23 protein-coding genes are annotated in these 26,368 nt (G+C 33.8%); 17 read left to right on the forward strand and 6 right to left on the reverse strand.

Features of this window, described 5'->3' with window-relative positions:
• Window positions 1-14: 14 nt before the first annotated feature.
• The 10 genes from AACY93_RS05860 to AACY93_RS05905 all read left to right on the forward strand — a co-directional run bounded on the left by AACY93_RS05860 (window position 15) and on the right by AACY93_RS05905 (window position 11,501).
• A complete protein-coding gene (locus tag AACY93_RS05860; protein WP_286854054.1) occupies window positions 15-1,289 on the forward strand; it encodes a lipid II flippase MurJ in 1,275 nt (424 codons plus the stop codon).
• Window positions 1,290-1,369: 80 nt separating this feature from the next.
• A complete protein-coding gene (locus AACY93_RS05865; RefSeq protein WP_286854052.1) occupies window positions 1,370-2,329 on the forward strand; it encodes a glycosyltransferase family 2 protein in 960 nt (319 codons plus the stop codon).
• Window positions 2,330-2,349: 20 nt separating this feature from the next.
• Window positions 2,350-3,468, forward strand: coding sequence for an O-antigen ligase family protein (locus AACY93_RS05870; RefSeq protein WP_286854050.1), 1,119 nt, complete (start codon window positions 2,350-2,352; stop codon window positions 3,466-3,468).
• A 5-nt stretch (window positions 3,469-3,473) separates the two neighbouring features.
• The gene (asnB, locus tag AACY93_RS05875; RefSeq protein ID WP_286854048.1) at window positions 3,474-5,321 is read left to right on the forward strand and encodes an asparagine synthase (glutamine-hydrolyzing); all 1,848 of its coding nucleotides are present in this window, start codon (window positions 3,474-3,476) and stop codon (window positions 5,319-5,321) included.
• The gene (locus tag AACY93_RS05880; protein WP_286854046.1) at window positions 5,318-6,406 is read left to right on the forward strand and encodes a glycosyltransferase; all 1,089 of its coding nucleotides are present in this window, start codon (window positions 5,318-5,320) and stop codon (window positions 6,404-6,406) included. Before asnB ends, AACY93_RS05880 begins: the two co-directional genes overlap by 4 nt.
• Window positions 6,407-7,564, forward strand: coding sequence for a glycosyltransferase (locus AACY93_RS05885; protein WP_286854043.1), 1,158 nt, complete (start codon window positions 6,407-6,409; stop codon window positions 7,562-7,564). It begins immediately after the preceding gene.
• A gap of 68 nt (window positions 7,565-7,632) precedes the next feature.
• Window positions 7,633-8,724 (forward strand): glycosyltransferase family 4 protein, encoded by a 1,092-nt coding sequence (locus AACY93_RS05890; protein ID WP_007649293.1) that lies wholly within the window; start codon window positions 7,633-7,635, stop codon window positions 8,722-8,724.
• 4 nt (window positions 8,725-8,728) lie between these two features.
• Window positions 8,729-9,934 (forward strand): DegT/DnrJ/EryC1/StrS aminotransferase family protein, encoded by a 1,206-nt coding sequence (locus AACY93_RS05895; protein ID WP_286854040.1) that lies wholly within the window; start codon window positions 8,729-8,731, stop codon window positions 9,932-9,934.
• Window positions 9,931-10,521 carry a sugar transferase gene (locus AACY93_RS05900; RefSeq protein WP_007649295.1) on the forward strand — a complete coding sequence of 197 codons (591 nt, stop codon included), beginning with the start codon at window positions 9,931-9,933 and terminating at the stop codon, window positions 10,519-10,521. Before AACY93_RS05895 ends, AACY93_RS05900 begins: the two co-directional genes overlap by 4 nt.
• A complete protein-coding gene (locus AACY93_RS05905; protein ID WP_286854038.1) occupies window positions 10,518-11,501 on the forward strand; it encodes a polysaccharide deacetylase family protein in 984 nt (327 codons plus the stop codon). The genes AACY93_RS05900 and AACY93_RS05905 overlap by 4 nt, the downstream gene beginning before the upstream one ends.
• Here AACY93_RS05905 and AACY93_RS05910 read toward each other — a convergent pair.
• Entirely contained in the window at window positions 11,488-12,735 is a 1,248-nt protein-coding gene (locus AACY93_RS05910) for a GNAT family N-acetyltransferase (protein WP_286854036.1), read from the reverse strand. The two genes, AACY93_RS05905 and AACY93_RS05910, sit on opposite strands and share 14 nt — an antisense overlap.
• A complete protein-coding gene (locus tag AACY93_RS05915; RefSeq protein WP_286854035.1) occupies window positions 12,725-13,855 on the reverse strand; it encodes a GNAT family N-acetyltransferase in 1,131 nt (376 codons plus the stop codon). Before AACY93_RS05915 ends, AACY93_RS05910 begins: the two co-directional genes overlap by 11 nt.
• Window positions 13,856-14,368: 513 nt before the next feature.
• On the opposite strand from AACY93_RS05915, the gene AACY93_RS05920 reads away from it, so the two are divergent.
• Genes AACY93_RS05920 through AACY93_RS05935 form a run of 4 tightly spaced genes read left to right on the forward strand, consistent with a single transcriptional unit; the run spans window position 14,369 to window position 20,594 of the window.
• Window positions 14,369-15,511: a DegT/DnrJ/EryC1/StrS family aminotransferase gene (locus tag AACY93_RS05920; RefSeq protein WP_286854032.1), complete on the forward strand. Its 1,143-nt coding sequence runs from the start codon at window positions 14,369-14,371 to the stop codon at window positions 15,509-15,511.
• A complete protein-coding gene (locus tag AACY93_RS05925) occupies window positions 15,504-17,414 on the forward strand; it encodes a nucleoside-diphosphate sugar epimerase/dehydratase (RefSeq protein WP_286854030.1) in 1,911 nt (636 codons plus the stop codon). The genes AACY93_RS05920 and AACY93_RS05925 overlap by 8 nt, the downstream gene beginning before the upstream one ends.
• A 12-nt stretch (window positions 17,415-17,426) precedes the next feature.
• Window positions 17,427-18,215, forward strand: coding sequence for a polysaccharide biosynthesis/export family protein (locus AACY93_RS05930; RefSeq protein ID WP_286854028.1), 789 nt, complete (start codon window positions 17,427-17,429; stop codon window positions 18,213-18,215).
• Window positions 18,216-18,224: 9 nt separating this feature from the next.
• Complete coding sequence (locus tag AACY93_RS05935) at window positions 18,225-20,594, forward strand: tyrosine-protein kinase family protein (RefSeq protein ID WP_286854026.1); 2,370 nt, start codon at window positions 18,225-18,227, stop codon at window positions 20,592-20,594.
• Window positions 20,595-20,599: 5 nt separating this feature from the next.
• Here the strand turns inward: AACY93_RS05935 and AACY93_RS05940 are convergent, their stop codons facing one another.
• Window positions 20,600-21,772 (reverse strand): proline dehydrogenase family protein, encoded by a 1,173-nt coding sequence (locus AACY93_RS05940; protein ID WP_007649305.1) that lies wholly within the window; start codon window positions 21,770-21,772, stop codon window positions 20,600-20,602.
• Window positions 21,773-21,865: 93 nt separating this feature from the next.
• Between AACY93_RS05940 and aroB the strand changes: the two genes are divergently transcribed.
• Together aroB and AACY93_RS05950 are read left to right on the forward strand one after the other, a co-directional pair.
• Window positions 21,866-22,933 carry a 3-dehydroquinate synthase gene (gene aroB, locus AACY93_RS05945; protein ID WP_007649313.1) on the forward strand — a complete coding sequence of 356 codons (1,068 nt, stop codon included), beginning with the start codon at window positions 21,866-21,868 and terminating at the stop codon, window positions 22,931-22,933.
• An 86-nt stretch (window positions 22,934-23,019) separates the two neighbouring features.
• The gene (locus AACY93_RS05950) at window positions 23,020-23,322 is read left to right on the forward strand and encodes a hypothetical protein (protein WP_286854023.1); all 303 of its coding nucleotides are present in this window, start codon (window positions 23,020-23,022) and stop codon (window positions 23,320-23,322) included.
• On the opposite strand, the gene AACY93_RS05955 is transcribed toward AACY93_RS05950, so the two are convergent.
• The 3 genes from AACY93_RS05955 to AACY93_RS05965 form a co-directional block, all read right to left on the reverse strand.
• Window positions 23,323-23,841, reverse strand: coding sequence for a DinB family protein (locus tag AACY93_RS05955; RefSeq protein WP_286854020.1), 519 nt, complete (start codon window positions 23,839-23,841; stop codon window positions 23,323-23,325).
• A 64-nt stretch (window positions 23,842-23,905) separates the two neighbouring features.
• Window positions 23,906-24,385: a winged helix-turn-helix transcriptional regulator gene (locus AACY93_RS05960; protein ID WP_007649318.1), complete on the reverse strand. Its 480-nt coding sequence runs from the start codon at window positions 24,383-24,385 to the stop codon at window positions 23,906-23,908.
• 71 nt (window positions 24,386-24,456) lie between these two features.
• Window positions 24,457-25,617 (reverse strand): M14 family zinc carboxypeptidase, encoded by a 1,161-nt coding sequence (locus tag AACY93_RS05965; RefSeq protein ID WP_286854016.1) that lies wholly within the window; start codon window positions 25,615-25,617, stop codon window positions 24,457-24,459.
• A gap of 301 nt (window positions 25,618-25,918) precedes the next feature.
• On the opposite strand from AACY93_RS05965, the gene AACY93_RS05970 reads away from it, so the two are divergent.
• Window positions 25,919-26,317 (forward strand): helix-turn-helix transcriptional regulator, encoded by a 399-nt coding sequence (locus AACY93_RS05970; RefSeq protein WP_007649320.1) that lies wholly within the window; start codon window positions 25,919-25,921, stop codon window positions 26,315-26,317.
• The last annotated feature ends 51 nt before the right edge of the window (window positions 26,318-26,368 follow it).

Consider the following 26,368-nt stretch of genomic DNA (forward strand, 5'->3'; position numbering starts at 1 on the left):
AAAACCCTATGGTCATGAATATTGTTGCAGTTGCAGCTGTAACCTTAATTGTGAAAGGCTTTGGTTTTTATAAAGAAGTGGTCGTTGCAAGCAATTTTGGACTCTCTGAGCTTTTGGATACATTTTTAATAGCCTCTTTGGTTCCAGGATTTATATATCAGGTGTTTTTAAGCGCATTTAAGTCGGTTTTTATTCCCAATTATATTATGGAACAAAAAACAGGCAGATCCATAGCATCTTTTCAAGCCACTAGTTTTATTGTAACCATTTCCACCACCTTCTTTTTTATGCTTCTTGCGTATTTGTTTACCAATACTTTTTTGGAACTGTTTTTTCCTAACCATACAGAAGCCTATTATCATCTAATTAAAGTTCAGTTTTTTTTCTTGCTTCCCTGTATTTTGTTTTGGGGGCTTTCCTCTTTGTTAAGTGGTTTGCTGAATATTCACGATGAGTTTAAATATTCTACTATTTACCCTGTGTTTACTTCAATTTCCATCTTGATTTTATTGCTTTTTTTTAAAGATGTCTTTCAAGAGAAAGTGCTTGCCATAGGCATGTTAATAGGTAGTATTCTTGAGTTTACATTTTTGGCCTTAATTGCCAAGTCCAAAAAAATCATTCAAATAAGCAAACCGGATTTTAAGACCGATGGCACAAAACTAATGTTCAATCAATTACCCGCAAAAGTAAGTTCTGGGTTTTTGTCTGGTTTGATCCCAATTACAGATCAATATTTTGCTGCACAATTGGTAGTGGGCTCCATTGCAGCTTTAAATTACGCCTTAAAAATACCTGCTTTTTTTACTGCCATAGCTGTTTTGGCGTTATCCAGGGTGTTATTGCCCCATTTTTCCAAATTAATAGCCAATAACAAACACGAAGCGTCTAAGCAGTTAAACAGGATGTTGAAATTTGTGTTTATTTCACTTGTGCTTGTCATTATTCCCATCATTGTTTTTTCTGAAAACATTGTATCCTTTATTTTTGAAAGAAACGAGTTTACCTCCCAAGATTCCTTATTGGTTTCAGAATTACAGATTTTCCTGCTAATAGGTGCACCATTTTATATATGCGACAATATAATTGTGCAATTTTTAACCAGCTTGAACAAAAATGCCTTTATGGCTTATGTGTCTTTTGGAAGCATGTTGTTAAATATTATTTTGGATTATATTTTTTTAAAACTATATGGCATTTATGGAATTGTACTTTGTACCACTACTCTATATATTGTAAGAAGTTTGGTGCTTTTTTCCTATGCCAACAAACAAAAGAAGTATTATTGATAGTATGAGACATTTTTTTAATAAGTATCTTGTTCCATTATGTTTAAAAATATGTGTAACCTGTTTTTTATAAGTGCATTATGAATTTGAAAGCGTTGGTACCAACATACAAACCCTTGGAAAAGGCTTCTAGCTTCGACTATAAATTTACTGTTTTCACACCAGTTTATAATCGTTCAGAAACCATTCATCGTGTGTTTGAGTCGCTTGAAAAACAAACATTCAAAGATTTTGAATTGATAATCATCAATGATGGTTCCTTGGATAATTCCCATGAAGTCATTCAAGAATTGATGGGTCCTTCCAATTTAAATATACGTTATATAAACAATGCCGTTAACCGTCATAAAATGGCTTGTCTTATGGAAGCAGTTGCCATTGCCAAAGGAGAGTTTTTTCTTCCATTGGACTCTGATGATGCTTGTGTTGAAAATGCCCTTGAAGTGTTTATTGAAAGGTACAACAGCATTCCTGAGGATAAACGACAAAAAATAAGTGGCGTAACTTGTTTGTGCGCAGATCAAGATGGACATTTGGTAGGCGAAAAATTTAAGGAAAGTCCGATGTATAGCTCTACGTTTGAAAACAGACTTAAAAACGAAAGCCTTAAGGAAAAATGGGGTTTTACCAAAACAGATATTTTAAGAAGCATTTATGTACATCCTGAGAATTTTTCCAAAGGCTGCATTCCTGAAGGTATATTATGGAATCTAATTTCAAAAGAAGGTTTTAAGATCATGTACACAAACGATGTCCTTAGAACCTACTATTTAGACACTTCCAACAGGGTCTCCATAGAAAAGCATGAAAACAATGCGTTAGGAATGGCTATTTTTTCATTATGCTTGCTAAATTGGTTTTACGAAGATTATTTTTGGAAAAACCCAAAGGTTTTTCTAAAAAGGATATTCACCCTTTTACGTTCAGCCAATTATTTAAATTATAAAAAACAGGATTACACCAAAGCGCTAAACAATTTCAGTTTAAGAATTATATTTACCATAGGTTGGCCATTTAAAAAATTAACCACTGTTATTTAAGCTGCAACTTAAATTAAAGAATGAAAATATTAAAATACATATTACTCTCCATCACCTTACTTAACTTTGTATCCTTTAGCGCGATTGCTTTTGGCTCAGGAGTTGGAAGTGTGGTGAGTGCCATGTTTTTTATTTTAATTTTGTTCTATTACTTTGTAAGCCCAAAACCAAAATTGGTTACTTCCTTCATTGTTTTGGGCCTTGCCTATCATTTAATTGCAGGTATAAATTATTCTGGTGAAATAAGGGATTTTTATCTGGATGCATTAAAATATTTCATATTTATAATTGGAATTGTGTATTTGGCAAAAGATACCACGCATACCGAATTGGGCTTATTTGCCTTTATTGGGTCCATGAGCATTTTGGTAAACGCAGTAGCTTTTTCCACTCTTTATGGTAGGTATGGAGGTTTTTATATAAACCCAAACAATGCTGGAATAATTTGTTTGATTGCCTTCTCCTTAACGTTTAACATTAAAAACACCATTTTAAAATTAGGCCTACAACTACTTATAGTCACAGCAGGAATCATGACACTATCCAGGTATTTCATTTTATTACTGGTACTTATTAATGTGATAGCAATTATATCCAACAAAAAAAACAGTGTTAGTTTGGTGGCTGGAAGTATCGCCATAGTGATAGTTTTAACCGTTTCTTCCATTTTTAATCTGAATGCCGTAAGGTTTTCTGCTTTTCAAAGTTTGTTTGGTGGTGATCAAATTGAAACAAAAACCATTACAGAAAATTCCAGAAACGAAACTTGGGCTTTATATACCGATGTTATTTTGGACAATCCAGTATTTGGTGTAGGCTACAATGCACTACACGGCAAAAAAAACAAACATATTGATGTAGGTGTGGGAGTTCACAACACTTATTTAATGGCTATTGGAGAATCAGGAATCATCCCCTTTATGTTATTCATCATTATTTATTTATCGCTTATGTTTAGAAGCTTTAAACACCTTTACACCAATCCCGAATATGCCTGTATTGCTACCATATTGGCTACATATTTATTGGTATCCCATAATTATTTTGATAATTTCTTGGTACTGTTTACCTCTATTTGGCTTTATCAAAGAGTAAAATACAGTCCAGAAAACCAAACCCTTAACACTTTAAACCCTTAAACAATATGTGTGGAATTTACGGCTCTACAATACCTTACAATAACGCTCAGATCAATGAAAAACTGGAACGCTCTAATTTTAGAGGTCCAGACAAATTGAAGTTTGATTATTTTGGGGACAAAAACCAAGTCATTTTTGGCCATAACAGGTTGGCTATTATAGATTTGGACGAACGTTCCAACCAACCTTTCACCTATCAGGGAAACATTCACCTGGTTTTTAATGGTGAAATCTATAATTTTCAAGAAATCAAAAAGGTTTTGATAACCAAGGGCTACACCTTTAATACAACCAGTGACACTGAAGTTATTTGTGCTGCTTATTTGGAATATGGGGAAGACTGTGTCAGCCATTTTAACGGCATGTTTGCCTTTGTTATTTTCGACCAGGTAAAAAACCTTTTTTTTGGAGCTAGGGACAGGTTGGGACAAAAACCTTTTTATTATTATCACAATGGGAAAGATTTTGAATTTGCCAGTCAACTATCGGTTGTACAACTTTACAATCAAAATTTAAGTGTTTCAAAAAAAGCCATCTCTTTGTACTTGGCTTGGGGAGTGATTCCTGATCCTTATTCCATATTTAATGAAATTAAAAAACTTCGCGCAGGACATTCGTTTGTATTCGATTTAAACACTCACACCTTTACAGAAAAAACCTATTGGGATATTGACTATAAAGGGGAAAAAGCATATAAAGGTACGTTTGAAGAAGCTGCTAATGAATTGGACCACACCTTGAAAGACGCTGTTAAACTTCGTTTGTTTGCCGATGTTCCTGTTGGAATTTTCCTTTCAGGTGGTGTGGATTCCTCTGTGGTGGCAGCGTTGGCAACCAAAAGCACCAACAGTAAGGTAAAAACGTTTTCGGTGAAATTTAATGAAAAAGGATTTGACGAAAGCCTTTATGCACAACAGGTGGCAGATCATTTACAAACAGACCACCATGTGATAGAATGCAATTACGAGGAAGGCAAAAGCCTGATAAAAAACTTTTGCCATTTTTATGATGAACCGTTTTCAGATTCGTCTGCCATCCCTTCCATGCTCTTGGCAAAACATACAAGAGAAAAAGTTACCGTTGCGCTTTCTGGGGATGCAGGAGACGAAAGTTTTATTGGCTACCACAGATACAACTGGATTAGAAAAGGTCAGAAAATAAATATGTTACCTTTGTTTTTCAGAAAATTTTGCGCTTCTATTTTAAACCTATCCTCTAATTATAGGCTTAAAATAATAGCCAAGGCACTAACCTATAAAAACACAGATGATGTGTATTTGGCATCTATGACCAATCTAGATTTTTCATGGATTAAAACCGATGTCGATGTTTACGATTTAGAAGAAATAAAATACCTGAAACACAAAAAGAAGAATTTATTTGAACGCATTTCGGATTTCGATTTGAAAACCTATCTCATTTGGGATATAAACACTAAAGTAGACAGAGCAACCATGGCATTTTCCTTAGAAGCCAGAGCTCCTTTACTGGATTACAGAGTGGTGGAATTTGCAAGATCCTTACCTACTTCCTTTAAATTTAAAGGGAAAAACCAAAAACGTATTTTAAAGGAAGTTCTTTATAAATATGTGCCCAAGCATATTTTTGACAGACCAAAATCTGGGTTTTCCATGCCTTTTGCCGAATGGTTTAAAACAGATTTAAAAGACTTTGTACTTACTGAGTTAAGTGATGAGAACCTTAATAAAATACCTTGTATTGAACCTGAGACTATTAGCACATACATTAAACAACACATGAATGGCAGCTGGAACCGGTTTACCATTATTTGGCAAGTATTGGTGTTAAAACAATGGTTGGACAATAATGGAAAAGGCTACGAAGTAAAATGAGATCCAAAAAAATAAATATTGTTTTTGTAATCCCTTCCCTTGCTGCAGGAGGAGCCGAACGCATATTGTCTTTTGTGGCTCAAAATGTAAACAAAGAGCTTTTTAAAACCACGCTCTTGGTTACTGGTTACCAAAAAGACACAGTATATCATTTAACAGACCTGGAGATTGTTTACCTAAACAAACCAAGGGTTTTAAAATCGTTTTTCAGTATTTTTTCGTATTTAAAAAAGAACAAACCAGATGTGGTTGTAAGCTCCATAGTGCATTTAAATGTGTTAATAGCCTTTATGTCGCCATTTTTCAGGAATACCAAATTTGTGGCTCGTGAAGCCAATGTGCTGAGTGTTTTAAACAAATACAACCCTTCCTCCTCCATATTCTTTTCAAAACGCGTGATCAATCTGGCTTACAAACTGGTGGATTGTATTATTTGCCAATCAAAAGACATGCAACAAGATATGGTAACCTATTTTCATGTTAAAAAAAGCAAAACGGTCCTCATTAACAATCCCATTACAAACAATTTCAATTTAAAAACCAGAACAAAAAGTGAGCAAGACACCATTAGGTTTATTACCATTGGGAGGCTAAGCAAAGAAAAAGGCCATTTAAGGATTGTTAAAGCTCTTTCGCAAGTTAATTTCCCTTTTAAATATACCATTATTGGCAATGGCAAAGAAAAAGAAACCATCTTTGAGAGCATAAAACAATATGGATTTATGGACAAGATTGAATATGTTACATTCACCAAGGAAGTGGATACCTATTTAGCAAAAAGCGATTTATTTTTGCAAGGTTCTTTTGTAGAAGGGTTTCCAAATGTGCTTATTGAAAGCTGTGTTGTTGGCACACCTATTTTGGCTTTTAGGGCACCAGGTGGTTTGGATGAAATTATTGAAATTGGAGAAAATGGCTATATTGCAGAAACAACCGAAGAATTTATCAAATATTTAAACAACATAAACAAGAGTTATGATTTTAATCCTGAAACCGTTAGCCAAGTAGTAAAACAGCGTTTTAGCAAGGATAAAATTATTTCTAAATACGAAAGTTTATTTCTAAATTTGGTCAACTCAAACTAAATGACAAACAAAAAAAAGATTGCTTTATTTGTTCCTGCAATAGGATTTGGTGGAGCTGAAAAAGTTGTTAGCCTGCTTACTTTCGAATTGCCAAAATATTTCGATGTCACCTTGATATTGCTTTACGATGTTAAAAAACTTCCCATCTCAAACGATGTGAAAGTTATTTTGCTCTCCAAGGAAGGTGAAACATTCAAAACCTCGCGCATCAGTCATTTTACAGACTATTTCAAATTTATTTTTCAATACACAAAAGTTTTGAAAGCCGAAAAAATTGATGTGGTTGTTTCGTTTATGCTTCGTCAAAATATCATGACAGGATTTGCAAAAATGTTCAACCCTCATTTAAAATCCATTATCAGTGAAAGGTGCTTTCCCTCTAAACGTTACAAAAACACCAAGCTGACTTCGCTTATCACCAAAACCATGATTCCTTTGTTTTATAATAGGAACGACAAACTTTTTTCAAATTCTATTTATATAAATGAAGATTTAAAAAAGCACTTTAATGTTAACATTGACACAAGTGTTATTTACAATCCAACTGTTTTAAACAAGGAAAAATTACACATAGACAACCACAATCACTTAACAGAAACCTTTAAAGTAGTTACTGTTGGACGTTTAATTCCGGTAAAAAACCAGAAACACATCCTAAAGAGTTTAAGTATTCTATCCAAAAACATTCACTTGGATATTTATGGAGATGGCGACCTGCTCGAGGAATTAAAGCAATTGACTACAGATTTAAACATGCAGAACCATGTTGATTTTAAAGGTAATGTGCTTAATGTGCATTCAGAAATTATAGATAGCCACTGTTTTGTGTTAAGCTCTTCGACCGAAGGTTTTCCAAACGTACTTCTTGAGGCCATGTCTGTTGGCTTACCAGTAATAGCAACTAACTGCATGTCTGGACCCTTGGAACTGTTAAATGAGAACGAACCTGTAACTATTGAAAAAGGAGGGTTTTACAAAGCCAAATATGGTTTATTGGTAAATGTAGATGATGTAGAAGGTTTGGCCGAAGCTATCAAATATTTTCAGGAAAACAACGAACAAAGAATGGTTTATGGTGGTTTGGGCTATTCACGTTCCAAAGATTATGGGATTGATAAAATTGGATTACAACTAAAAACACTTATTGACAGTGTTTGATAAATCATAATAATACAAGAAAACAGATACTTAAGTAAGTATCAAAAACTTGAACTGATTATAATTCTATGGCAAAAAAAATCTGTTTAGTAGGTGGCGAGGATGTACATAAAAGGATTCTTTTGTCCAGCTATTTAATGGATGCCGGTTTTCAAGTAACCATAGTTGGAACAAGTGACCATAAGTTCCCTAAATCTGTTAACTATATATCCTACAACCTAAACAGGAGCTTCTCTCCTATTGCAGATTACAAAACAATTGTATGGCTTAAACGGTTTTTTAAGGATAATGCGTTCGATTTAATTCATACGTTTGATACCAAGCCAGCATTCTTGGTGCCATTATCGCAATTAAAAACCAATACACCTATAACCAGGACAGTCACAGGCTTGGGCACCATTTTCATGTCCCAAAGCCTATTTAGCCATATTTTAAGAAAGGTTTATATCCTGCTTCACACCTTGGTAAAAAACAGAATAACCAATACCATTTTTCAAAACGAAGACGATAAGGACCTGTATTTAAAACACAACTTGATCTCAAACTCCAATTACAGTTTAATATTAAGCAGCGGCATTGAATTAAAGCAAATAACCCAAAAAGCCAAACGGAACAACAATCCCTTCACCTTTATTTGTGTTGCCAGATTGGTTTATGAAAAAGGCATTATCAATCTATTGGAAGCAGCCAGGATATGCCGTGACAAAGGCCACGATTTCAAATACTTATTGGTTGGTCCTTTAGAAGAAAATTCCAAAAAACTAAACAAAGATATCCTCCTGCAATATTCAGATATCGTAGATGTATTGGGTTCCAGAAACGATGTTTTGAATTTACTTGAATCATCTGATGCTTTTGTGTTACCTACCTTTAGAGAAGGGTTTTCCAGGGTTTTACTGGAAGCAGCTGCAGTTGGTTTACCCATAATTTCAACAAATGTTACAGGTGTGAGGGATTTTACCAGACATGGCAAAGAAGCGCTTTTGGTTGAGCCAAAAAATTCGCAAGCTTTGGCTGAAGCCATGATTAACATAGCCACAAACAAGGAATTAGCCGATAAATTAGTCGAAAATGCCTTAAAACACGTTAAAGAGTTTAGTCTTGAAAATGTATCTAAACAATATATAACTATATTTAACACAGCTATTAATCATAATTAAAATCATGAAAATTCCATTTTCACCTCCATACATTAACCAAGATGTCATTCAGGAAGTTAACAGTGCTTTAGAGTCTGGTTGGATAACCACTGGGCCTAAAGTAAAATTATTGGAAGAATTGGTTTGCGAATACACTTTGGCACCAAATACCCTTTGTGTCAATTCGGCCACTTCTGGGCTTATGCTGGCCTTAAAATGGTACGGAATTGGCTCTGGAGACGAAGTCATCATTCCTGCATATACCTATGCTGCAACTGCTTTGGCTGTGATACATGTAGGAGCAACTCCTGTAATGGTTGATGTTGAGGCCGATTTTAATATTTCGATCCATAACATGGAAAAAGCCATTACAAGCAAAACCAAAGCAGTAATTCCAGTAGATATAGCTGGTTGGCCATGTGATTACGAAGCCATTGATGCCCTTGTAAAAAACAAAAAAGATTTGTTTAAACCTTCCTCTGAAAACCAGGAAAAACTAGGCAGGATTTTAGTGATATCGGATTCTGCACACTCCATTGGAGCTACATACAACAACCAATATTTAGGAGCCATTACAGATATTACCGTATTTTCATTTCATGCTGTAAAAAACGTTACCACTGCCGAAGGTGGAGCTGTTTGCATTAATTTACCAAAACCATTTAATAACCAGGAAGAATACAACTACCTGCGTTGTTTTTCTTTAAACGGCCAGACCAAAGATGCTTTTACCAAATCGAAAGCTGGTGGCTGGAGATACGATATTATCTACCCTGGATTAAAAATAAATATGCCAGATATTTTGGCTGCCATTGGTGTTGCCCAATTGCCGGAATATTTTGAAAAAACCCTGGATAAACGCGTGGAGATCTATGAGTACTATCACAAGTTTTTTCAAGCTAAAGCATGGGCTGTCTTGCCTCCTTACAAAAGTGAAACCAAAACATCTTCCTGTCATTTGTATGCTTTGCGAATAAAAGATATATCAGAAGCAACCAGAGATGCCATTATTGAAGAGATTTCAAAAAATGGAGTGGCTGTTAATGTGCACTTTCAACCGTTACCTTTACTAACACTGTTTAAGAACATGGGCTATGATATAATTGCTTTTCCCATGGCTTTTAATAATTACAAGCGTGAGATCTCGCTGCCTATCTATCCGCAACTTACCCAAAAAGAACTTGAATATATAGTAAACACAGTAACTAAGGCTGTTGAATCTAAAATATGATAAAACGCATTTTTGATATCATTTTTTCTTTTTTGGGTTTAATTTTATTACTACCTTTATTACTCCTTATAGCATTACTAATTAAACTGGAATCCAAAGGCTCGCTTTTCTATTTACAAACAAGAGTTGGCAAGCATAATAAAGATTTCAAAATATTTAAATTTAGAACCATGTTTGTTGGCTCTGACCAAAAAGGGTTGTTAACTCTTGGAGACAGAGATCCACGAATAACCAAAACAGGTTTTTTTTTAAGAAAATATAAATTAGACGAACTTCCCCAACTAATTAATGTTTTTATTGGCAACATGAGCTTTGTTGGCCCAAGACCAGAAGTGCGCAAATACGTAAATTATTATTCTCAAGAAGATTTAATAATTTTAAGCGTGAAACCTGGAATTACAGACTACGCTTCCATAGTTTACAGAAACGAAGCAGAACTGTTAAAAGGCGTCAACAATCCAGAACAGTTTTATATTGAAACCATCATGCCGGAAAAAATAAAATGGAACAAGAAATATATTAATAGCCACAATCTGTTAACAGATTTTAAAATTATTTTTAAAACGATTCAAATTATTATTTCATGAGGGAAGTTTCTAATGGTTATTTTGTTATTTCTTTGGATTTTGAGTTGCATTGGGGCATTTTCGATAAAAGATGTGTGGCAGAATACAAAGAAAACCTGGAGAACGTTAAGTTGGTCATTCCCAAATTATTGGAGCTTGCAGAAAAACATGATATAAAACTAACTTTTGCCACTGTAGGCTTGTTATTTGCAAAAAACAAAGCAGAACTCCTAAACAACAACCCTAAATTGCTTCCTGGCTATTCCAAGCCAAGGTTTAGTCCATACAATCAATTAGACACCATAGGAAATTCAGAATTGGATGATGAATTCCATTACGCATCCAGTTTAATAGATTCAATAATAGAAACCAATAAACATGAAATTGGCACTCATACCTATTCGCATTACTACTGCTTGGAAGATGGCCAGACCATAGATCAATTTGAAGCCGATTTGATTGCAGCCATAGCTTGTGCTGCCAAAAAAGGCATTAGCATAAAAAGTATTGTGTTCCCCAGAAACCAAGTAAACAAAGCGTATTTGGAAGTTTGCTCCAAACATGGCATTACCTCCTTTAGAGGAATAGAAAAGCATAGGATTTATAATACCGAAGATAGAAATCTCAACAAAAAGCAATCCATTAGAGCGCTTCGACTCATAGATTCTTATGTAAACATTACAGGTTACAATACTTATCCCATTAATAATTTAAACACCATAAAAGGTATTACAAACATACCGTCAAGTAGTTTTTTAAGACCTTATAGCAAAAGCCTAAGCGCTTTAGAGCCTTTAAAAATAGCTCGTGTTAAGAAGGCCATGACACATGCAGCCAAGCATAATGAATTGTTTCACCTTTGGTGGCATCCACATAATTTTGGTAAACATATGGATGAAAATTTTAAAGGTTTAGAGGTTATTTTAAAACACTACAAACACTTAAACAATAAGTTTAGGTTTAAAAACGTAACTATGGAAGAATTAGTTAGTTTGGTTTAAATTCTATTTGAAATTTATTTGTGTTTCCAACCACCAAATAATTTACCAAATCCTTCTCTCTTTTGGTGTAAATCTTAATATTGGAAATAGGTTCCGGATTTCTATAGAGCAAATCTAATATGGTTCTATTTAAAAAATTCAAATTTTTGTCTTCCATATCAACTTGCCTTAATTCATTTAAATCAATGGTCGTGTCCAAAGGCTTGATGGACACTTCCGGATCTGCCTTTAAATTGGGTTTTGCCGAGTTTTTAAATTGGTACTTTAGTTTCTTAAACAACAAGTTTACGTTTTTGTCCCTTAAGTATTGCTTTAACCTAAAATAAAGAGCCAATAAAGAAGCTGTCAACCTGCATTTTATATTTGAAGCATCATACAGGATATGACAATCATAACCATACTCTTCATTGGTCCATTTAGTTTTATATTCATACTCTCCCTTGGAAAAATCCAATATTTGTATGTTGTTGTCAAAACACCATTCTATAAGCTTTCCTAGCTCTATATGTCCAATGTTAAACTTGTAGTAATCTGGATTGAAGGCTTTTACAGAGCCTATCATTTTATTTCCTTCAATAAATGCCAAAGACATGGAAATTGGCTTATTGTCTACATTCACACAAATTAAAAGCGCCTTTCCTTTTTGAATCATTGGAAATATCAATTCATGGTAAAAATTCCATTTTGCAATGATGTTGGTGTCAATCTTCAAGTCCTTATGTCTTTCTACTATTAATTTTTTAAAATAAGTCAAGGCCTCGTCACATGCTTCTTTAGAGGTATCTTTATAATATATTTTATAAGATACCGAAAAGCAGTTTTCAAATTTTCGCAACGTGCTTCGATGCTTGTTCCTGCTTTTGGCGCTCATTACAGAAGCCATGTAGTCTTCCAAACTGTTGAACCCTTTAAAATTGGCAAGGAAGCCTTTGTACTGCCTTATTTTATAGCTTTTTAAGCGACCAACATCGCTGGGAAATTTATTGGTGTTTGCAAATTCAGGTACATCATAAACCAAAAAGGTTTTGTTTTGATAATCGGTTGCTGCTTCATTTATATCGTAGGTTATTCCGTTGGTAGCATTTTTTCCAACATTAACATAATAAGGAAGAAACGCATGTTTTATAAACTTAACGTTTGGAATAAAATTGAAAGCGTAAGGCTGTTTTCCCTTAGCAAAATGCTTAAGCCATAACTCTTGATATAGATGTGATGTAAAGGGATTACGACTCATTTTTAGCAACTTTTAATGTGTATTTTTCACCAAAGGCATAATAGGTTTCTTCTTGATTTTCATTGAAATATAATTCAATCGATTGTGCTTTTTGAGGATTCATGTATAAAAAATCATAAATAGCACGTCTCACCGATAAGAATTCCGGACTTTCTATATCCAATTTCTGCAAATGTGCTTTTTGAGGCTTGCCATCCCCTATTTTTTCAACATGGAAGGGCTCTATAACAACAGGTTCCGGCTTGTTGTCGCCAAACAATTTGTATTTAAGCTTATGATAAATTTTGTTGTAATTTTTTTCCCTGAAAACGCGTTTAAAATTAAAATAAAACGCCACAAAATTGGCAATAAAAACACTTAATATGGATTTTGAGTCGTACAATAGATGATAATGAGTTTGGTAGGTGTCACTACTCCATCTTTTTTTATATTCAAAATCCCCTTGGGTGTAATCAAAAATTTTAATGTTGTTTTCAAAACTCCACTCCAGCATTTTCAAAATAGTTGTATGACCTATATTGTATCTATAAAAATCTATGTCAAAAACAGTTAAGGCTTCAATTAGTGTATCACCAAAATGATAACTAAACGTAACGCCAATGGGTTTTTTATCGCAATAAATCACAAACAAAGAAGCCGTTTTCTCATTTATCATGTTGTAAGCCAATTCGGTGTAATAATTCCATACCACAGGATTTAGCTCACCACATGGTTCGTTTTTATTGGCATAACGTTTTTCAAAAAGATGATAAAACTCCTGAAACACATTCTTAAATTGTTCTTGGGAAATATCCCCAAAATACATCACATAATCCACGTTAAAACTTGCCTCCAATCTCTTAATGTTCCGTTTAAGTTTAGAACGTGTATTGGACTTGTATATGGATCTTAAATAATCATCTAAACTCTCGTAATTAGAAACCCTGGTTATATAACCTTCATATTGAAATATTTTTTTTAACCTTAAAGAACCATATGGTTTAAAGGTTGGTAAGTTAAAATACGTAGGAATATCCCTTATCAAAAAAACCTTATTCTTGTAATCTTTCTCTTTTTGGGTTGAAATTTCATAATCGAACCCATTGGTTAATTTTACGCCTACATTTATGTAGTATGGCAAAAATTTATGTTTCACAAAACTGACCCTATCAATGAAACGAAAAGAAATCCCTTTTTCATTTTTATTAAAATGTTTTGTCCATATATCAATAAAAGATTTTGAATTAAACGGATTTAATGTCATTATGCAATTGGATAGTTTTAAAAACTAAAATAAAAATTTAGGTAGAATAAGTGGATAAATACCTCATATTTTAGATGTATGAAATAAAAACTATTATGAACGGTTCACTTTTAAAACATACTATCGTTTTTTTTGTATATTAGTCCTTTCAGGAATAGCCCTGAAAATTTTAATATTTTAATGACATTCTTCCCTTTTTTTAATTTTTAGCATGTTTAAAAGCATTAAGTTTGCTCTTAAACCAAATAGTTTCATTAATTAATACAAACGATTAAATACCATTTTATTCAGATTAAAGAAACGCATTAATTTAAATAAAATCTAAAAACGTAAAAATTAGTTATTTATCGTATTTATTTGATGATTGCTGTTGAAACGTAGATATTTACTATGGCTAAAAATGTATCTGATTTGAATTCCAAAATATGGTTATCTGCACCACATATGAGTGGTCATGAAGAAAAATTCATCAAGGAAGCATTTAACACAAACTGGATTGCGCCTTTAGGACCAAATGTAAATGGGTTTGAAAAGGATTTGGAAACCTATTTGGGCAACAACGTGCATGTTGCAGCTTTAACAACAGGAACAGCTGCCATACATATGGCTTTATTGCTATTGAACGTAACAACCAACGACGAGGTAATATGCCAAACAAAAACATTTGCAGCCTCGGTTAACCCAGTAACCTATTTAGGTGCAAAACCGGTTTTTGTTGACAGTGAAAAAGACACGTGGAACATGTGTCCAGATTTATTGGAGCAAGCCATTAAAAATAGAATAAACCAAGGAAACAAACCAAAAGCCATAATTGTTATAAACCTTTATGGCATGCCACATAAAGTGAAAGAAATAAAAAACATATCAAACACATACCATATCCCTATTATTGAAGATAGCGCCGAAGCCTTGGGCAGCAGCTACTTTAATGGTAAATGTGGTACTTTTGGCGACTTGTCCGTTTTGTCTTTCAATGGAAATAAAATCATTACAACGTCTGGTGGTGGCGCATTGGTTTCAAAACACATTCACACAAAGGAAAAGGCCATTTTTTTAGCAACCCAAGCCAAAGAAGCCGGTTTGGAATACACACATAAAACGGTAGGATACAACTATAGAATGTCCAACATTTTGGCTGGCATTGGCAGAGGTCAAATGGAAGTTTTGGAAACATATGTGAGGTTAAGAAGGAAAAATCATCAATATTATTTAGAACACTTAAACGACATTAAAGACATACGTTTTTTAAAAGAACCCGAAGGGTTTTTCTCCAACAGGTGGTTAAGCTGCATCCAGCTAAGTTCCCAAAGCATGAGAGATCAGCTACTTATGTTGTTGCAAAAACATGACATAGAAGCCAGGCCTTCATGGAAACCTATGCACTTGCAACCTGTTTTTAGGGACTATCCCTCTTATTTAAATGGGGTTTCAGAGCATATTTACAAAACAGTATTGTGCTTGCCTAGTGGCTCTAATTTAACTACAAAAGAACGAAACAGAATTGTTACAACAATAAGATCTTATTTTGGATAGATATATAAACATATTAAGAAAACTTTCAAACCAATACGCATCTAAGTGGTTGGTCTTGCTTTTTGATTTATGTGTTGTTGCATTTACCTTTTTCCTTGCCTATATCATTCGTTATAATTTTGAAATTGATTTTGATTTCAATCTATTTTTAAAACAAATACCTTTTGTTTTAATAGCAGCCTTGATCAGTTTCCTAATAGTAAACTCACATAAGGGTGTTGTTAGGTTTACAGGAGTTAAGGATGTGATTAACCTGATTATAGGAATAAACATCCTGGCAACCATTTTAATAGTGACCACCTTTTTAAGTAGAGAATATCAATTTGATGTTGTTTTTGATATTCCTGGTTCAATAATTTACATTCATTTATTATTGAATATCTTCTTTTTGGTTGGTTCTAAATTTTTTGTAAAATCCCTTTACAGAAGCATCGTAACAGATTTTGAAGAACAAAAATCGGTGTTGATTTATGGTGCAGGAACTTCAGGCATGATTACCTATGATGCTGTAACAAACGATCCAAAAAGCAACATTAAAGTAGTAGGGTTTATTGATGACAACGACAGCAAAGCTGGCAAAAAAATAAACCTTTTAAATGTTTACGAACCCGAAAAAATCACCAAGGAGTTTATTGATAAAAACGGGATAGACGAGGTTATTATTTCCATACAAAGCATCGACTCCAACAGGCTTTTACAAATTACCAGCAATCTATTTGCACTTAACTTAAAGGTTAAAATTGTACCAGCTGTAAAAAACTGGATTGATGGCGATTTAAGCATTGGGCAAATTAAAGATATTAACCTGGAAGATTTGCTTGGCAGGGAACCAATAAACATAGACAATCCTATGCTTATTGAAGAATACAACAATAAAGTCATTATTGTTACAGGTGCTGCTGGATCTATTGGTAGCGAATTGGTAAGGAAGTTAACCCGTTATAGTTTTAAAAAATTAATTCTTGTTGACAATTCCGAATCCCCATTATACGATTTGCAACAGGAACTACACAGAAATGGCATTGAAAATATTGTGTCCATAATTGCAGATATTAGAAACCAAATAAGACTTGAGAATATTTTCAATGAATACAAACCAGACATTATTTTTCATGCTGCTGCCTACAAACATGTGCCTTTAATGGAACAAAACCCTTACGAAGCTGTAAGTGTTAATGTAAGAGGTACCAAAAATGTTATTAATTTATCAGTAAAATATGGTGTTGATAAATTTATTTTAATCTCTACAGACAAAGCTGTTAACCCAACAAATGTTATGGGAGCCACCAAGCGCATAGCAGAAATGATTGTCTGTTGCCAAAATACAGTTGCTGCTGGCAAAACCAAGTTCATTATTACCAGATTTGGCAATGTTTTAGGTTCCAATGGCTCTGTAATCCCATTATTTAAAAAACAAATTGAAAGTGGTGGCCCTTTAACTGTTACGCATAAGGACATTATTAGGTATTTCATGACCATTCCAGAAGCCTCACAATTGGTATTGGAAGCTGCTGCCATGGGATTGGGTCAGGAAATTTTTGTGTTTGATATGGGTAAACCCGTTAGAATATTTGATTTGGCCGTAAACATGATCACGCTCTCAGGCTTTAGATATCCAGAAGACATTAATATTAAAATTACGGGCTTAAGACCAGGTGAAAAGATATTTGAAGAATTGTTGGTAGATGGCGAAAACACCAAACCTACCTATAATGAAAAAATTATGATAGCCAAGTGCAGACCAATAAATATTGAAGAAATTAAAAATACCATTGATGAATTATGTAAATTAGGACCTCAAACCCAAAACATTGAAATTGTTTCCAAAATAAAGGACATTGTTACAGAGTATAACCCAAACAATACCAAATACGACCTATTAAACAAAATAACCAATAGTTAAAAAACTTTAAGTATGAAAGTAAGACTTAAAAGACTCATTCTTCAACATTCAGTGGCATTTATTGTGCTAATTGCTTTTTCATCTTGCACTACAAGTAAGGAGATTATTTACTTTCAAGATGAACCTCTTAGTAGTTCAAAAACTTTCAATATTACTCCAGAAATTACTTACAAGCCAAACGATAAATTAACCATAAATGTTTCTGCCATAGATCCCGAAACAGTGAGACCATTTAATCTCCCACTAATAACCAATAGTTACGATGCCATTAACCCACAAGGAACCACAACCTTTCAAACATATATAGTTGACGAACAAGGACTTATAGAGTTTCCCGTTTTAGGCACTATAAAAATTGGCGACTTGACAAGAAAGCAAGCAACCAAGTTGCTAACTGAAAAAATTTCTGAATATGTTAAAGACCCAATCGTTAATATTAGACTAACCAATTTTACAGTTACCGTTTTAGGGGAAGTTAACAGTCCAGGCACCTATACGGTTGAAAAAGAACAAATGTCGCTTTTGGAAGCAATTGGATTAGCCGGAGATTTAACCATACATGGCATTAGGGAAAATGTGTTTTTAATAAGGGAACAAGATGGCGTTAAACGGTTTACAAAGTTTGATTTAACTTCCATAAATGTTGTAAACCACCCCAACTATTATATTCAACAAAACGATGTTATATACGTGGAACCAAATCCCGCCAGAATACGCTCTGCATCTTATAACCAAAATTATGTATTGATTATTTCTGCCGTTGGCACTTTAGCCACTATTGCTGCCATCCTTGTTAAATAACCATAGTTAATGAGCACAAAAAACATGAACCAAAATATTGATTTTAAAGAAGTTATAACACCTTATTTACATAAGTGGAAATTTATTGTTTTGTGTGTTATAGTTGCCATATCTTTTGCCTTAGTTTATTTACGTTATGCAGATTATGAATATCAGGCAAATGCAAAAATCAAAATCAAAGAGACAGAAGCCAACAAAACACTGCCTGAAATCTCTCAATTACAAAATTATGGCTTGTTTAAAACCGAAAACAACAACGTACTGGACGAAATTGAAGTCATTAAATCCAGGATTATTATTGAACAAGCAGTCAAAGACTTAAAATTCAATATTCAATATTTTGTTGAAGGTCGCATTAAAGCAACCGAAGAATACAAAAATCCACCTCTCAATATCAATTTCAGTGCGCCAGATTCCATCATCCATACCATTGACACGACGTTCAATATTAAAATTCAATCTGCCACCAATTTTCTTCTAAAAGGAATCAATTTTTCAGAAAAACTTAATTTTAAAAACAATGAAGATGTCGATTTAGATGATGAAGGCACTGTGTATGCCTTTGGAGAAAGCATCCCAACGAGTTTTGGCGCCATTACCATAACGCCTAGAATTGGCGAATCGGCTACCAAAATTGGCTCAAACATTAAAATAAAAATAAATCCTCTTGCTACTGTTGTATCAAAATACAAAAGCAACTTGATTATTGGACATCAAGAAATGTCCAGCATCATTACTTTAACCATTAATGATAATGTCCAGGAAAAAGCCAGTCTGTTCTTGGATAAATTAATTGAAAAGTACAATGAAGATGTACAAAACGATAAACAAATGGTTGTTGATGCCACTTCTGAATTTATTAACAACAGGTTGGAAATTGTATCTGAAGAATTGGGCAGTGTGGATTCCAATGCCGAAACCATTCAAAAAACCAACAAACTTACAGATTTGGCCACACAATCCAATATCTATTTGGAAAGTGAAAGACAGAATGAAGATAGATTGGTTGAAACTGCCATGCAGATTCAGCTTATAGACTATATGAACCAACATATAGACAAAGATATAGACAACAAAGAACTACTTCCTGCCAATATTGGGATTGCCGACAATTCTGTGGAACAATTAACGCAGCAGTACAACAATCTGGTATTGGAAAAAAACAGGCTCTTAAAAAATTCCAGCGAAAAAAACCCTACAGTTGTAAACTTAACAAATCAAATCAATCAATTAAGGACCAACTTAAGTCAGAGTTTAAATAACATCAAGCATACCAACGAAATGAATTACAATTCGTTGGTGGCCGAAAACCAAAGAATAAGTTCCAAAATTTATTCAGCTCCAAAAAAACAAAGACAATTCAGGGATATAAAAAGACAACAGGACATCAAAGAAGGATTGTATTTATATCTTTTGGAGAAACGCGAAGAAGCTGCCATTACTCACGGTGTTTCCTCACCAAATGCTAAAATTGTAGATAAATCCTATGCTTCTTCCAAACCTGTTGCACCTAAACAATCGGTTATTATTCTAGCTGCTTTAATTCTAGGTTTTGGTATTCCTGTGGCCCTTATTTATCTTTTGAATTTACTGGATGATAAAGTTCACAACATCAACGATGTTAAAAAACAAGTTACCATTCCTTTTATTGGTGACATTCCAAAGTCCAAAAAAACCCAAAAGCTAATCTCAAAAGTAGATTACACTCCAAAAGCTGAGGCATTTAGAATGGTTAGAACCAATTTGGAATTCATGCTCCAAAATATTGAAAATAGAGCTAAAGTTATATTTGTCACTTCCACTACCAGCAAAGAAGGCAAATCCCATACAGCAACCAATTTAGCTTTGTCTTTATCTTTTTCAGAAAAAAAAGTTTTACTTGTAGAAACAGATATTCGTGTTCCAAAAGCAACAAACTATCTAGCGGTTGATAACGATTTTGGACTGACAAATTTTATTGGCAACCATAAAATAGAACCTCAGGGAATTATTTTCAAGCACAAGGATAATGAATATTTTGATGTTATTCCTTCTGGAACCATCCCTCCTAATCCTGCTGAATTACTAATGAGCAATCGTGTAAAGGAATTATTTGATTACGCTTCCGAAAAGTATGAATACATTATTGTAGATACAGCAGCTATTGGTTTGGTAACAGACACCTTGTTAATTAGCAAATATGCCGATTTATTTATTTTTGTTGCAAAAGCCAATTATATAACCAAAAAACAATTGGAGCTGGCACAACGTATGTACACAGAAAACAGGTTGCCTAACATGACCATTTTGCTTAACAATGTAGATCATAAAAAAGGTTATGGTTATGGGTATGGCTATGGCAATCATCCAAAGAAAAAGAAATGGTGGAAATTTGCCTAAAACCCTTAGCTTTTTCTTCTGGCTTTTTCTTTTGTCAACAACATAAGCTCTCTTCCTGTTTGTCCTGCCACAGAAGTGTTTTCTTCTGCCCTACGTATTAAATAAGGAAGCACATCTTTAACTGGCCCAAAAGGTACATATTTAGCTACATTATAACCAAGATGAGCCAAATTAAAGCTAATATGGTCACTCATGCCATAAAGTTGCCCAAACCACACGCGATTGTCGTTTTTGGCAATGCCCTTTTCCTTCATTAAATCTAAGATAAGATAGCTACTGGCTTCATTATGTGTTCCTGCAAAAAGTGAAATGGTATCCAAGTGGTCCAAAATAAATTTTGCGGCTGCATTAAAGTTTTCATCTGTTGCAGCCTTACTTTCACAAATAGGTGTTGGATATCCTTTTTTAATGGCACGTTCGTTTTCTTTTTCCATATAAGCACCACGAACAATTTTATAACCTAAGTAATAACCATTGGCTTTGGCATGTTCCAATTGCGCTTTAACAAAAGCCATCCTGTCATGTCTGTACATTTGTAAAGTATTGTAAACAATAGGTTTTTCGGTGTTGTATTTCTGCATCATGTTTGTCACCAAATCATCAACGGCTTGTTGCATCCAGCTTTCTTCGGCATCAATTAACAGTTCCACATCCTTTTCCTTGGCCAATTTACAGACCCTGTCATATCTCTCCTCTATTCTATTCCATTGCTCCTGTTCATCGGCTGTAAAAAGCTGTCCTTCACTTTTCTTTTCGTACAAGTAAGGTTTGCCAAAACCTGTTGGTTTAAACACAGCTATAGGCATGGCTTCTTTGTTTTGTGAAAATTCAATGATCTCCAAAGTTTTTTGCATCGCAGAATCAAAAAAAGACTCCACTTCTTTTCCTTCAACCGAAAAATCCAGTACAGAGCTTACACCTTTTTCGTACATAGCATCAATAACAGGTAAACAATCTTTTTCGTTTACACCTCCACAAAAATGGTCGAAAACCGTTGCTCTTATAACACTATCAACCGGAAGGTTTGCTTTTATGGCAAAATTGGTAAGAGTCTTACCTACCTTTACCAAGGGCTCGTAAGAAATCATTTTAAACAATAAAAAAGCTCTGTTAAGTTCTGAATTGCTTTTTAACGAAAAAGCGATTTCAGTATTGTCGAAAAGTTGTTTTGTAGACATGTTGCAAAATTATTTGCAAATATAATTATAGTATTCTTACGTTTTTAAAAAAAAATGATATAATTTTCACCCATTATTTTTCTAAAAAACCTCATGAATTCCATTAACACATCCAATTACCCAATTCATTTTAAAACAAGCAGTTACACCGAATTAAACACGCATTTAAAAACGGCGAATTATTCCAAAATTTTTGTTTTGGTAGACCAAAACACACATGAATTTTGCTTGCCTTATTTTTTAAGCAATCTGGAAACAGACTTGGAGGTTGAAATTATTGAAATTGAAGCTGGGGAAATCCACAAAAACATAGAAACCTGTTCAGGGGTTTGGAATGTGCTATCGGAACTGGAAGCAGATAGAAAAAGCTTATTGATTAATTTGGGAGGTGGTGTAATCACAGACCTTGGAGGTTTTGTTGCTTCTACTTTTAAACGTGGTATGGCCTATATTCAAGTGCCAACTACCCTATTGTCCATGGTCGATGCTTCCATTGGAGGCAAAACCGGAGTGGATCTGGGACATTTAAAAAATCAAATTGGCGTAATAAATACCGGAGAAATGGTTTTAATAGACATCAATTATCTAAACACCTTACCAGAAAACCAAATGCGCTCTGGACTGGCCGAAATGCTCAAACATGGTTTAATTTACAGTGAAGATTATTGGAATAAATTCACAGCCTTGGAAAAGCTTAGTTTGGACGATTTGGATGTCTTGATTCATGAATCCATTGACATTAAAAATCAAATTGTGGAAAAAGACCCATTGGAACACCATGTAAGAAAAACACTTAATTACGGTCACACGCTTGGGCATGCCATTGAATCCTATTATTTAAGCCAGCCCGACAAAACAGCTTTCCTTCATGGCGAAGCTATAGCCATTGGGATGATATTGGCCAGTTTTATTTCCACAAAACTAACTGGTTTTTCAACCGAAACCTGCCAACACATAAAAGACACTATTGTGGACGTTTTTGGACAACCAAAAATTTCAGGCAAAGACATACAGCCCATAATCGATTTGTTGAAATTCGATAAAAAAAACGAACATGGAAAAATCAATTTTGTGCTTTTGGAGGCCATTGGAAAACCCAAAATAAACTGCCAAGTGGAAAATAACTTGATTTTTGATGCTTTTAATTTTTACAATTCTTAAAATTCAATTCAAATTATTTGTAACTTTATAAAAATTGCTAGAGAAAATTAGTACAGATTTTTTATTAATTTTTAAACCCTTTAGTAATGAAAAGAGTTATTGTTGATTTTAAAAAACTGACTCCAAAGCTTCTAAAATTACTAACCGATAAGTTTCCAGATGGTTATGACGACGACGACGTAATTACCTTTGAAAACCACAAAAATGAAATTATAGAAGCTGTTGAAGTACGTACAAAAGACACTATTTACCTAGTAAAGGTAAGCAGCAAGCTACACTACACCATGACCAATTTTGAAAGCATTGAAGAAGTGGAGGTAGACGATCTTGGCCACATAGTTATTAACGATGATATTAAAGCAGAAACCTTTAAAGACGAAGAGGAATAGTTATAAGTAACGTGATTTTATTACTTGACAATGGTGTTTTTCATGACCAATTGTTACAAACCCAACAGCCCTAACAGACATATTAGCGCCACTCGCCTTTCCTATTTGCAAAAACATATCTTTACTAAAGCTTTTAAACAAACAAATGGTGGCTTGCCTTACGGTTTGGTACTCTTCCAACAAATCTTCTTTCGTTCTCTTGTTGGCATGCGCTGTAACAGCATACTGGTTTTCCTCAAAACCTGGCAACACAGTTTCATCCTGTCTTGCAAAACGCAAAGCCCTATAGGCAAAAATACGCTCAGTATCTATTATATGTTGTAGGATATCCTTAACAGTCCATTTTCCGTCTTGATAACGATATTCCAACTTGTCGTTGGGAATAGACTCAAAAAACGACAAAGTTTCCTTAAAACTGGCAGTTAATCCAGAAATCAAGTCTTTTTTGCCTGCCAACTTAATATAATTTGCATAAAATTGGACGTATTCCGTTTCAGGTAAATCAGTTACATACAGCATGATACATACAAAATAAAAAACCTCTTTTAAGTAAAAGAGGTCTTAAAGATACTTATAATTTTAACTACATATCATTAAAAATAGAGTGCATTAAACGCTTTTTGTCGTTTAAGCTTTCTTCCAAAGAAATCATGGTCTCTGTTCTGTAAACCCCTTCAATATCGTCAAGCATGAAAATAATATCTTTGGCATGCTCAGTGTTTTTAGCCCTTATTTTACAGAAAATGTTAAATTTTCCTGTAGTAATGTGAGCAACAGTTACAAAAGGGATTTCGTTAATACGTTCCAAAACAAATTTGGTTTGAGATGTATTTTGAAGAAAAATTCCAACATAAGCAATGAAAGAATACCCTAATTTTTTGTAGTCCAAAGTCAAGGAAGAGCCTTTAATGATACCTGCATCCTCCATTTTCTTGACCCTTACATGAATAGTTCCTGCTGAAATTGACAGATTTTTAGCAATATCAGTAAAAGGAACCCTTGTATTTTCAATTAACATATCTAGTATTTGATGATCTATTTCATCCAACTTAAATTTTGCCATTTTATATGTTTTATTAAATAAAAGGCAAAAATAACATATTATTATTTGATTTTATCTATCAAAATCAAAGATTATGTAAGTTTTATTGAATATTTAACACTGTCAATAATAACATATTCTACTTCAAGACCTTCAGTGATATTCAAACCATTTTCCAAAACTAATTCAAAGCCTTCGGCTGAAAGTTCCCTATGTCCAAAATAAGTGCTTAAATCCCCTATTTTTTCAACTTTGGCTACAAACTCTATCGTGTTGTTTTTTAAAATTTCTTGATATTGAATGGCAACATCCACCACTTGTGCTTCAGGATGCTTGATTATTTTGGCCTGTCTAATAAGAACATCAAAATGATTTTTAAAATTTTCAGGGATATTTAAGTAAGGTTCAAATCCTTCTCCTGTAATTCTAGTCGCTGAAATATAGTATATGCTATACAAAATGGCCTGAAACATATAAAACCTAGTGATTTCACGTTGATAATCGTTTTCAAAATGACCAGCTTCAAACAAAATGGTAGGGCAATTCAGGGTTTGGAAGGTGTCTCCTACGCAATTATCGTTATACGTATCGTCATATCTGCCAATTTGATTGGGAATTTGTTCCTGCAACACCTTATTGGTAGCGGCAATTACCTCCATGGCAATTTTGCGAGTCTCCGTTATGGAACAAGCCTGGTCCTGAGCAGGTGACAAAAAAGATAAAGTAGCCGAATTGGCTGTGTTTCCTGCACCAAATATGGTGCGTTGTCCATGCAAATTAAAGCAATAATCTGGTTTAAAAGTTTGGAACAGGTCCCTTAAAACCCGACTTTCAGGCTGTGAAAGATTCTTGGCGTCTCTATTTAAATCCACGTTGTTTGCATTGTGTCTTGTATATAATTTGGAACCATCTGGATTCAACATAGGTACCAAAAACATAGTACATGTCTCTAAGATATGCTTTATAATACTATTGGAGCCATCATTAAAAACATTACAGATATCAAAAACTGCTTTTGTGGTTGTACTTTCATTGCCATGCATTTGGGACCACATCAAAATCTTTTTTGGACCTGTTCCAATTTTTATTACATGAATAGGTTTACCCAAAACCGAATGCCCAATCACATCAACTTGAAATGACATTTTTAAATTTTCAATTAATGGAGTTATATGCTCCAGATGGATATATCGATTTTCAAGAGAGGATTCTTTGTGCAAATCGAATAAGCTTTTTAATAAGGAGGAAGTCATTTAAAATGGTTTGCTACAAATGTAAACAAATAACAATTTACAAATGTAAACAGTAAAAATATCCTTTTTTGTTTACAATGGTTAACATGAAATAGTTTAAAGATGTGGTTTGTTTACAGAAAAATCATAAAAACACACTAACTATTCTGTTATAATTTTAGTTATATGTATTTCAGTTGATTAAGTTATTTTATATAAAGTATTACATGATGTGATTTATGTTAAATTTTAAATATATTTAGTGACCTATCTGTTTAATTGTTACATTTGTAAATACAAAACCACCTACTTATAGTTTACAATGATAAACAACGAAGAATTCTCAAAAAGGCTTCAAAAAGTCATGGATTATTACAACGAAAGTGCCTCTTCTTTCGCTGAAAAAATTGGTGTACAACGTTCCAGTATTTCACACATACTTTCCGGTAGAAATAAACCGAGTTTGGATTTTGTGTTGAAAGTGCTCTCCTCTTTCCCAGAAGTTGAACTCTATTGGTTGTTAAATGGAAAAGGACAATTTCCTGTTGAAGAAAAATTGCAAGCTGAAATCCCTTTTGGAAATAATGTAAAGGAAACAAGATCCCAACCTGTTGTTTCAGAAATAAAGCAAACCGAAAAAAACACTTCCAAAGAAAAAACCATAGAACGTATTGTGATTTTTTATTCGGATGGAAGCTTTAAAAGTTTTGAAGAGTTTTAAGCCATAAAAAAAGCCTGAATTAAAATTCAGGCTTTTGTATAACTTTGTTAT

Origin of the sequence: uncultured Xanthomarina sp. (assembly GCF_963971605.1) — a bacterium.
Lineage (GTDB): Bacteria > Bacteroidota > Bacteroidia > Flavobacteriales > Flavobacteriaceae > Xanthomarina > Xanthomarina gelatinilytica.

Excerpts from the sequence above, each read along its gene's own strand:
- AACY93_RS05865 (WP_286854052.1), top strand. The coding sequence starts at position 1,370 with ATGAATTTGAAAGCGTTGGTACCAACATACAAACCCTTGGAAAAGGCT.
- AACY93_RS05935 (WP_286854026.1), top strand. The coding sequence starts at position 18,225 with ATGAGCACAAAAAACATGAACCAAAATATTGATTTTAAAGAAGTTATA.
- AACY93_RS05880 (WP_286854046.1), top strand. The coding sequence starts at position 5,318 with ATGAGATCCAAAAAAATAAATATTGTTTTTGTAATCCCTTCCCTTGCT.
- AACY93_RS05900 (WP_007649295.1), top strand. The coding sequence starts at position 9,931 with ATGATAAAACGCATTTTTGATATCATTTTTTCTTTTTTGGGTTTAATT.
- AACY93_RS05905 (WP_286854038.1), top strand. The coding sequence starts at position 10,518 with ATGAGGGAAGTTTCTAATGGTTATTTTGTTATTTCTTTGGATTTTGAG.
- AACY93_RS05870 (WP_286854050.1), top strand. The coding sequence starts at position 2,350 with ATGAAAATATTAAAATACATATTACTCTCCATCACCTTACTTAACTTT.
- AACY93_RS05970 (WP_007649320.1), top strand. The coding sequence starts at position 25,919 with ATGATAAACAACGAAGAATTCTCAAAAAGGCTTCAAAAAGTCATGGAT.
- AACY93_RS05920 (WP_286854032.1), top strand. The coding sequence starts at position 14,369 with ATGGCTAAAAATGTATCTGATTTGAATTCCAAAATATGGTTATCTGCA.
- AACY93_RS05955 (WP_286854020.1), bottom strand. The coding sequence starts at position 23,841 with ATGCTGTATGTAACTGATTTACCTGAAACGGAATACGTCCAATTTTAT.
- AACY93_RS05890 (WP_007649293.1), top strand. The coding sequence starts at position 7,633 with ATGGCAAAAAAAATCTGTTTAGTAGGTGGCGAGGATGTACATAAAAGG.
- AACY93_RS05930 (WP_286854028.1), top strand. The coding sequence starts at position 17,427 with ATGAAAGTAAGACTTAAAAGACTCATTCTTCAACATTCAGTGGCATTT.
- AACY93_RS05860 (WP_286854054.1), top strand. The coding sequence starts at position 15 with ATGAATATTGTTGCAGTTGCAGCTGTAACCTTAATTGTGAAAGGCTTT.
- AACY93_RS05960 (WP_007649318.1), bottom strand. The coding sequence starts at position 24,385 with ATGGCAAAATTTAAGTTGGATGAAATAGATCATCAAATACTAGATATG.
- asnB (WP_286854048.1), top strand. The coding sequence starts at position 3,474 with ATGTGTGGAATTTACGGCTCTACAATACCTTACAATAACGCTCAGATC.
- AACY93_RS05950 (WP_286854023.1), top strand. The coding sequence starts at position 23,020 with ATGAAAAGAGTTATTGTTGATTTTAAAAAACTGACTCCAAAGCTTCTA.
- AACY93_RS05940 (WP_007649305.1), bottom strand. The coding sequence starts at position 21,772 with ATGTCTACAAAACAACTTTTCGACAATACTGAAATCGCTTTTTCGTTA.
- AACY93_RS05910 (WP_286854036.1), bottom strand. The coding sequence starts at position 12,735 with ATGAGTCGTAATCCCTTTACATCACATCTATATCAAGAGTTATGGCTT.
- AACY93_RS05885 (WP_286854043.1), top strand. The coding sequence starts at position 6,407 with ATGACAAACAAAAAAAAGATTGCTTTATTTGTTCCTGCAATAGGATTT.
- AACY93_RS05965 (WP_286854016.1), bottom strand. The coding sequence starts at position 25,617 with ATGACTTCCTCCTTATTAAAAAGCTTATTCGATTTGCACAAAGAATCC.
- aroB (WP_007649313.1), top strand. The coding sequence starts at position 21,866 with ATGAATTCCATTAACACATCCAATTACCCAATTCATTTTAAAACAAGC.
- AACY93_RS05895 (WP_286854040.1), top strand. The coding sequence starts at position 8,729 with ATGAAAATTCCATTTTCACCTCCATACATTAACCAAGATGTCATTCAG.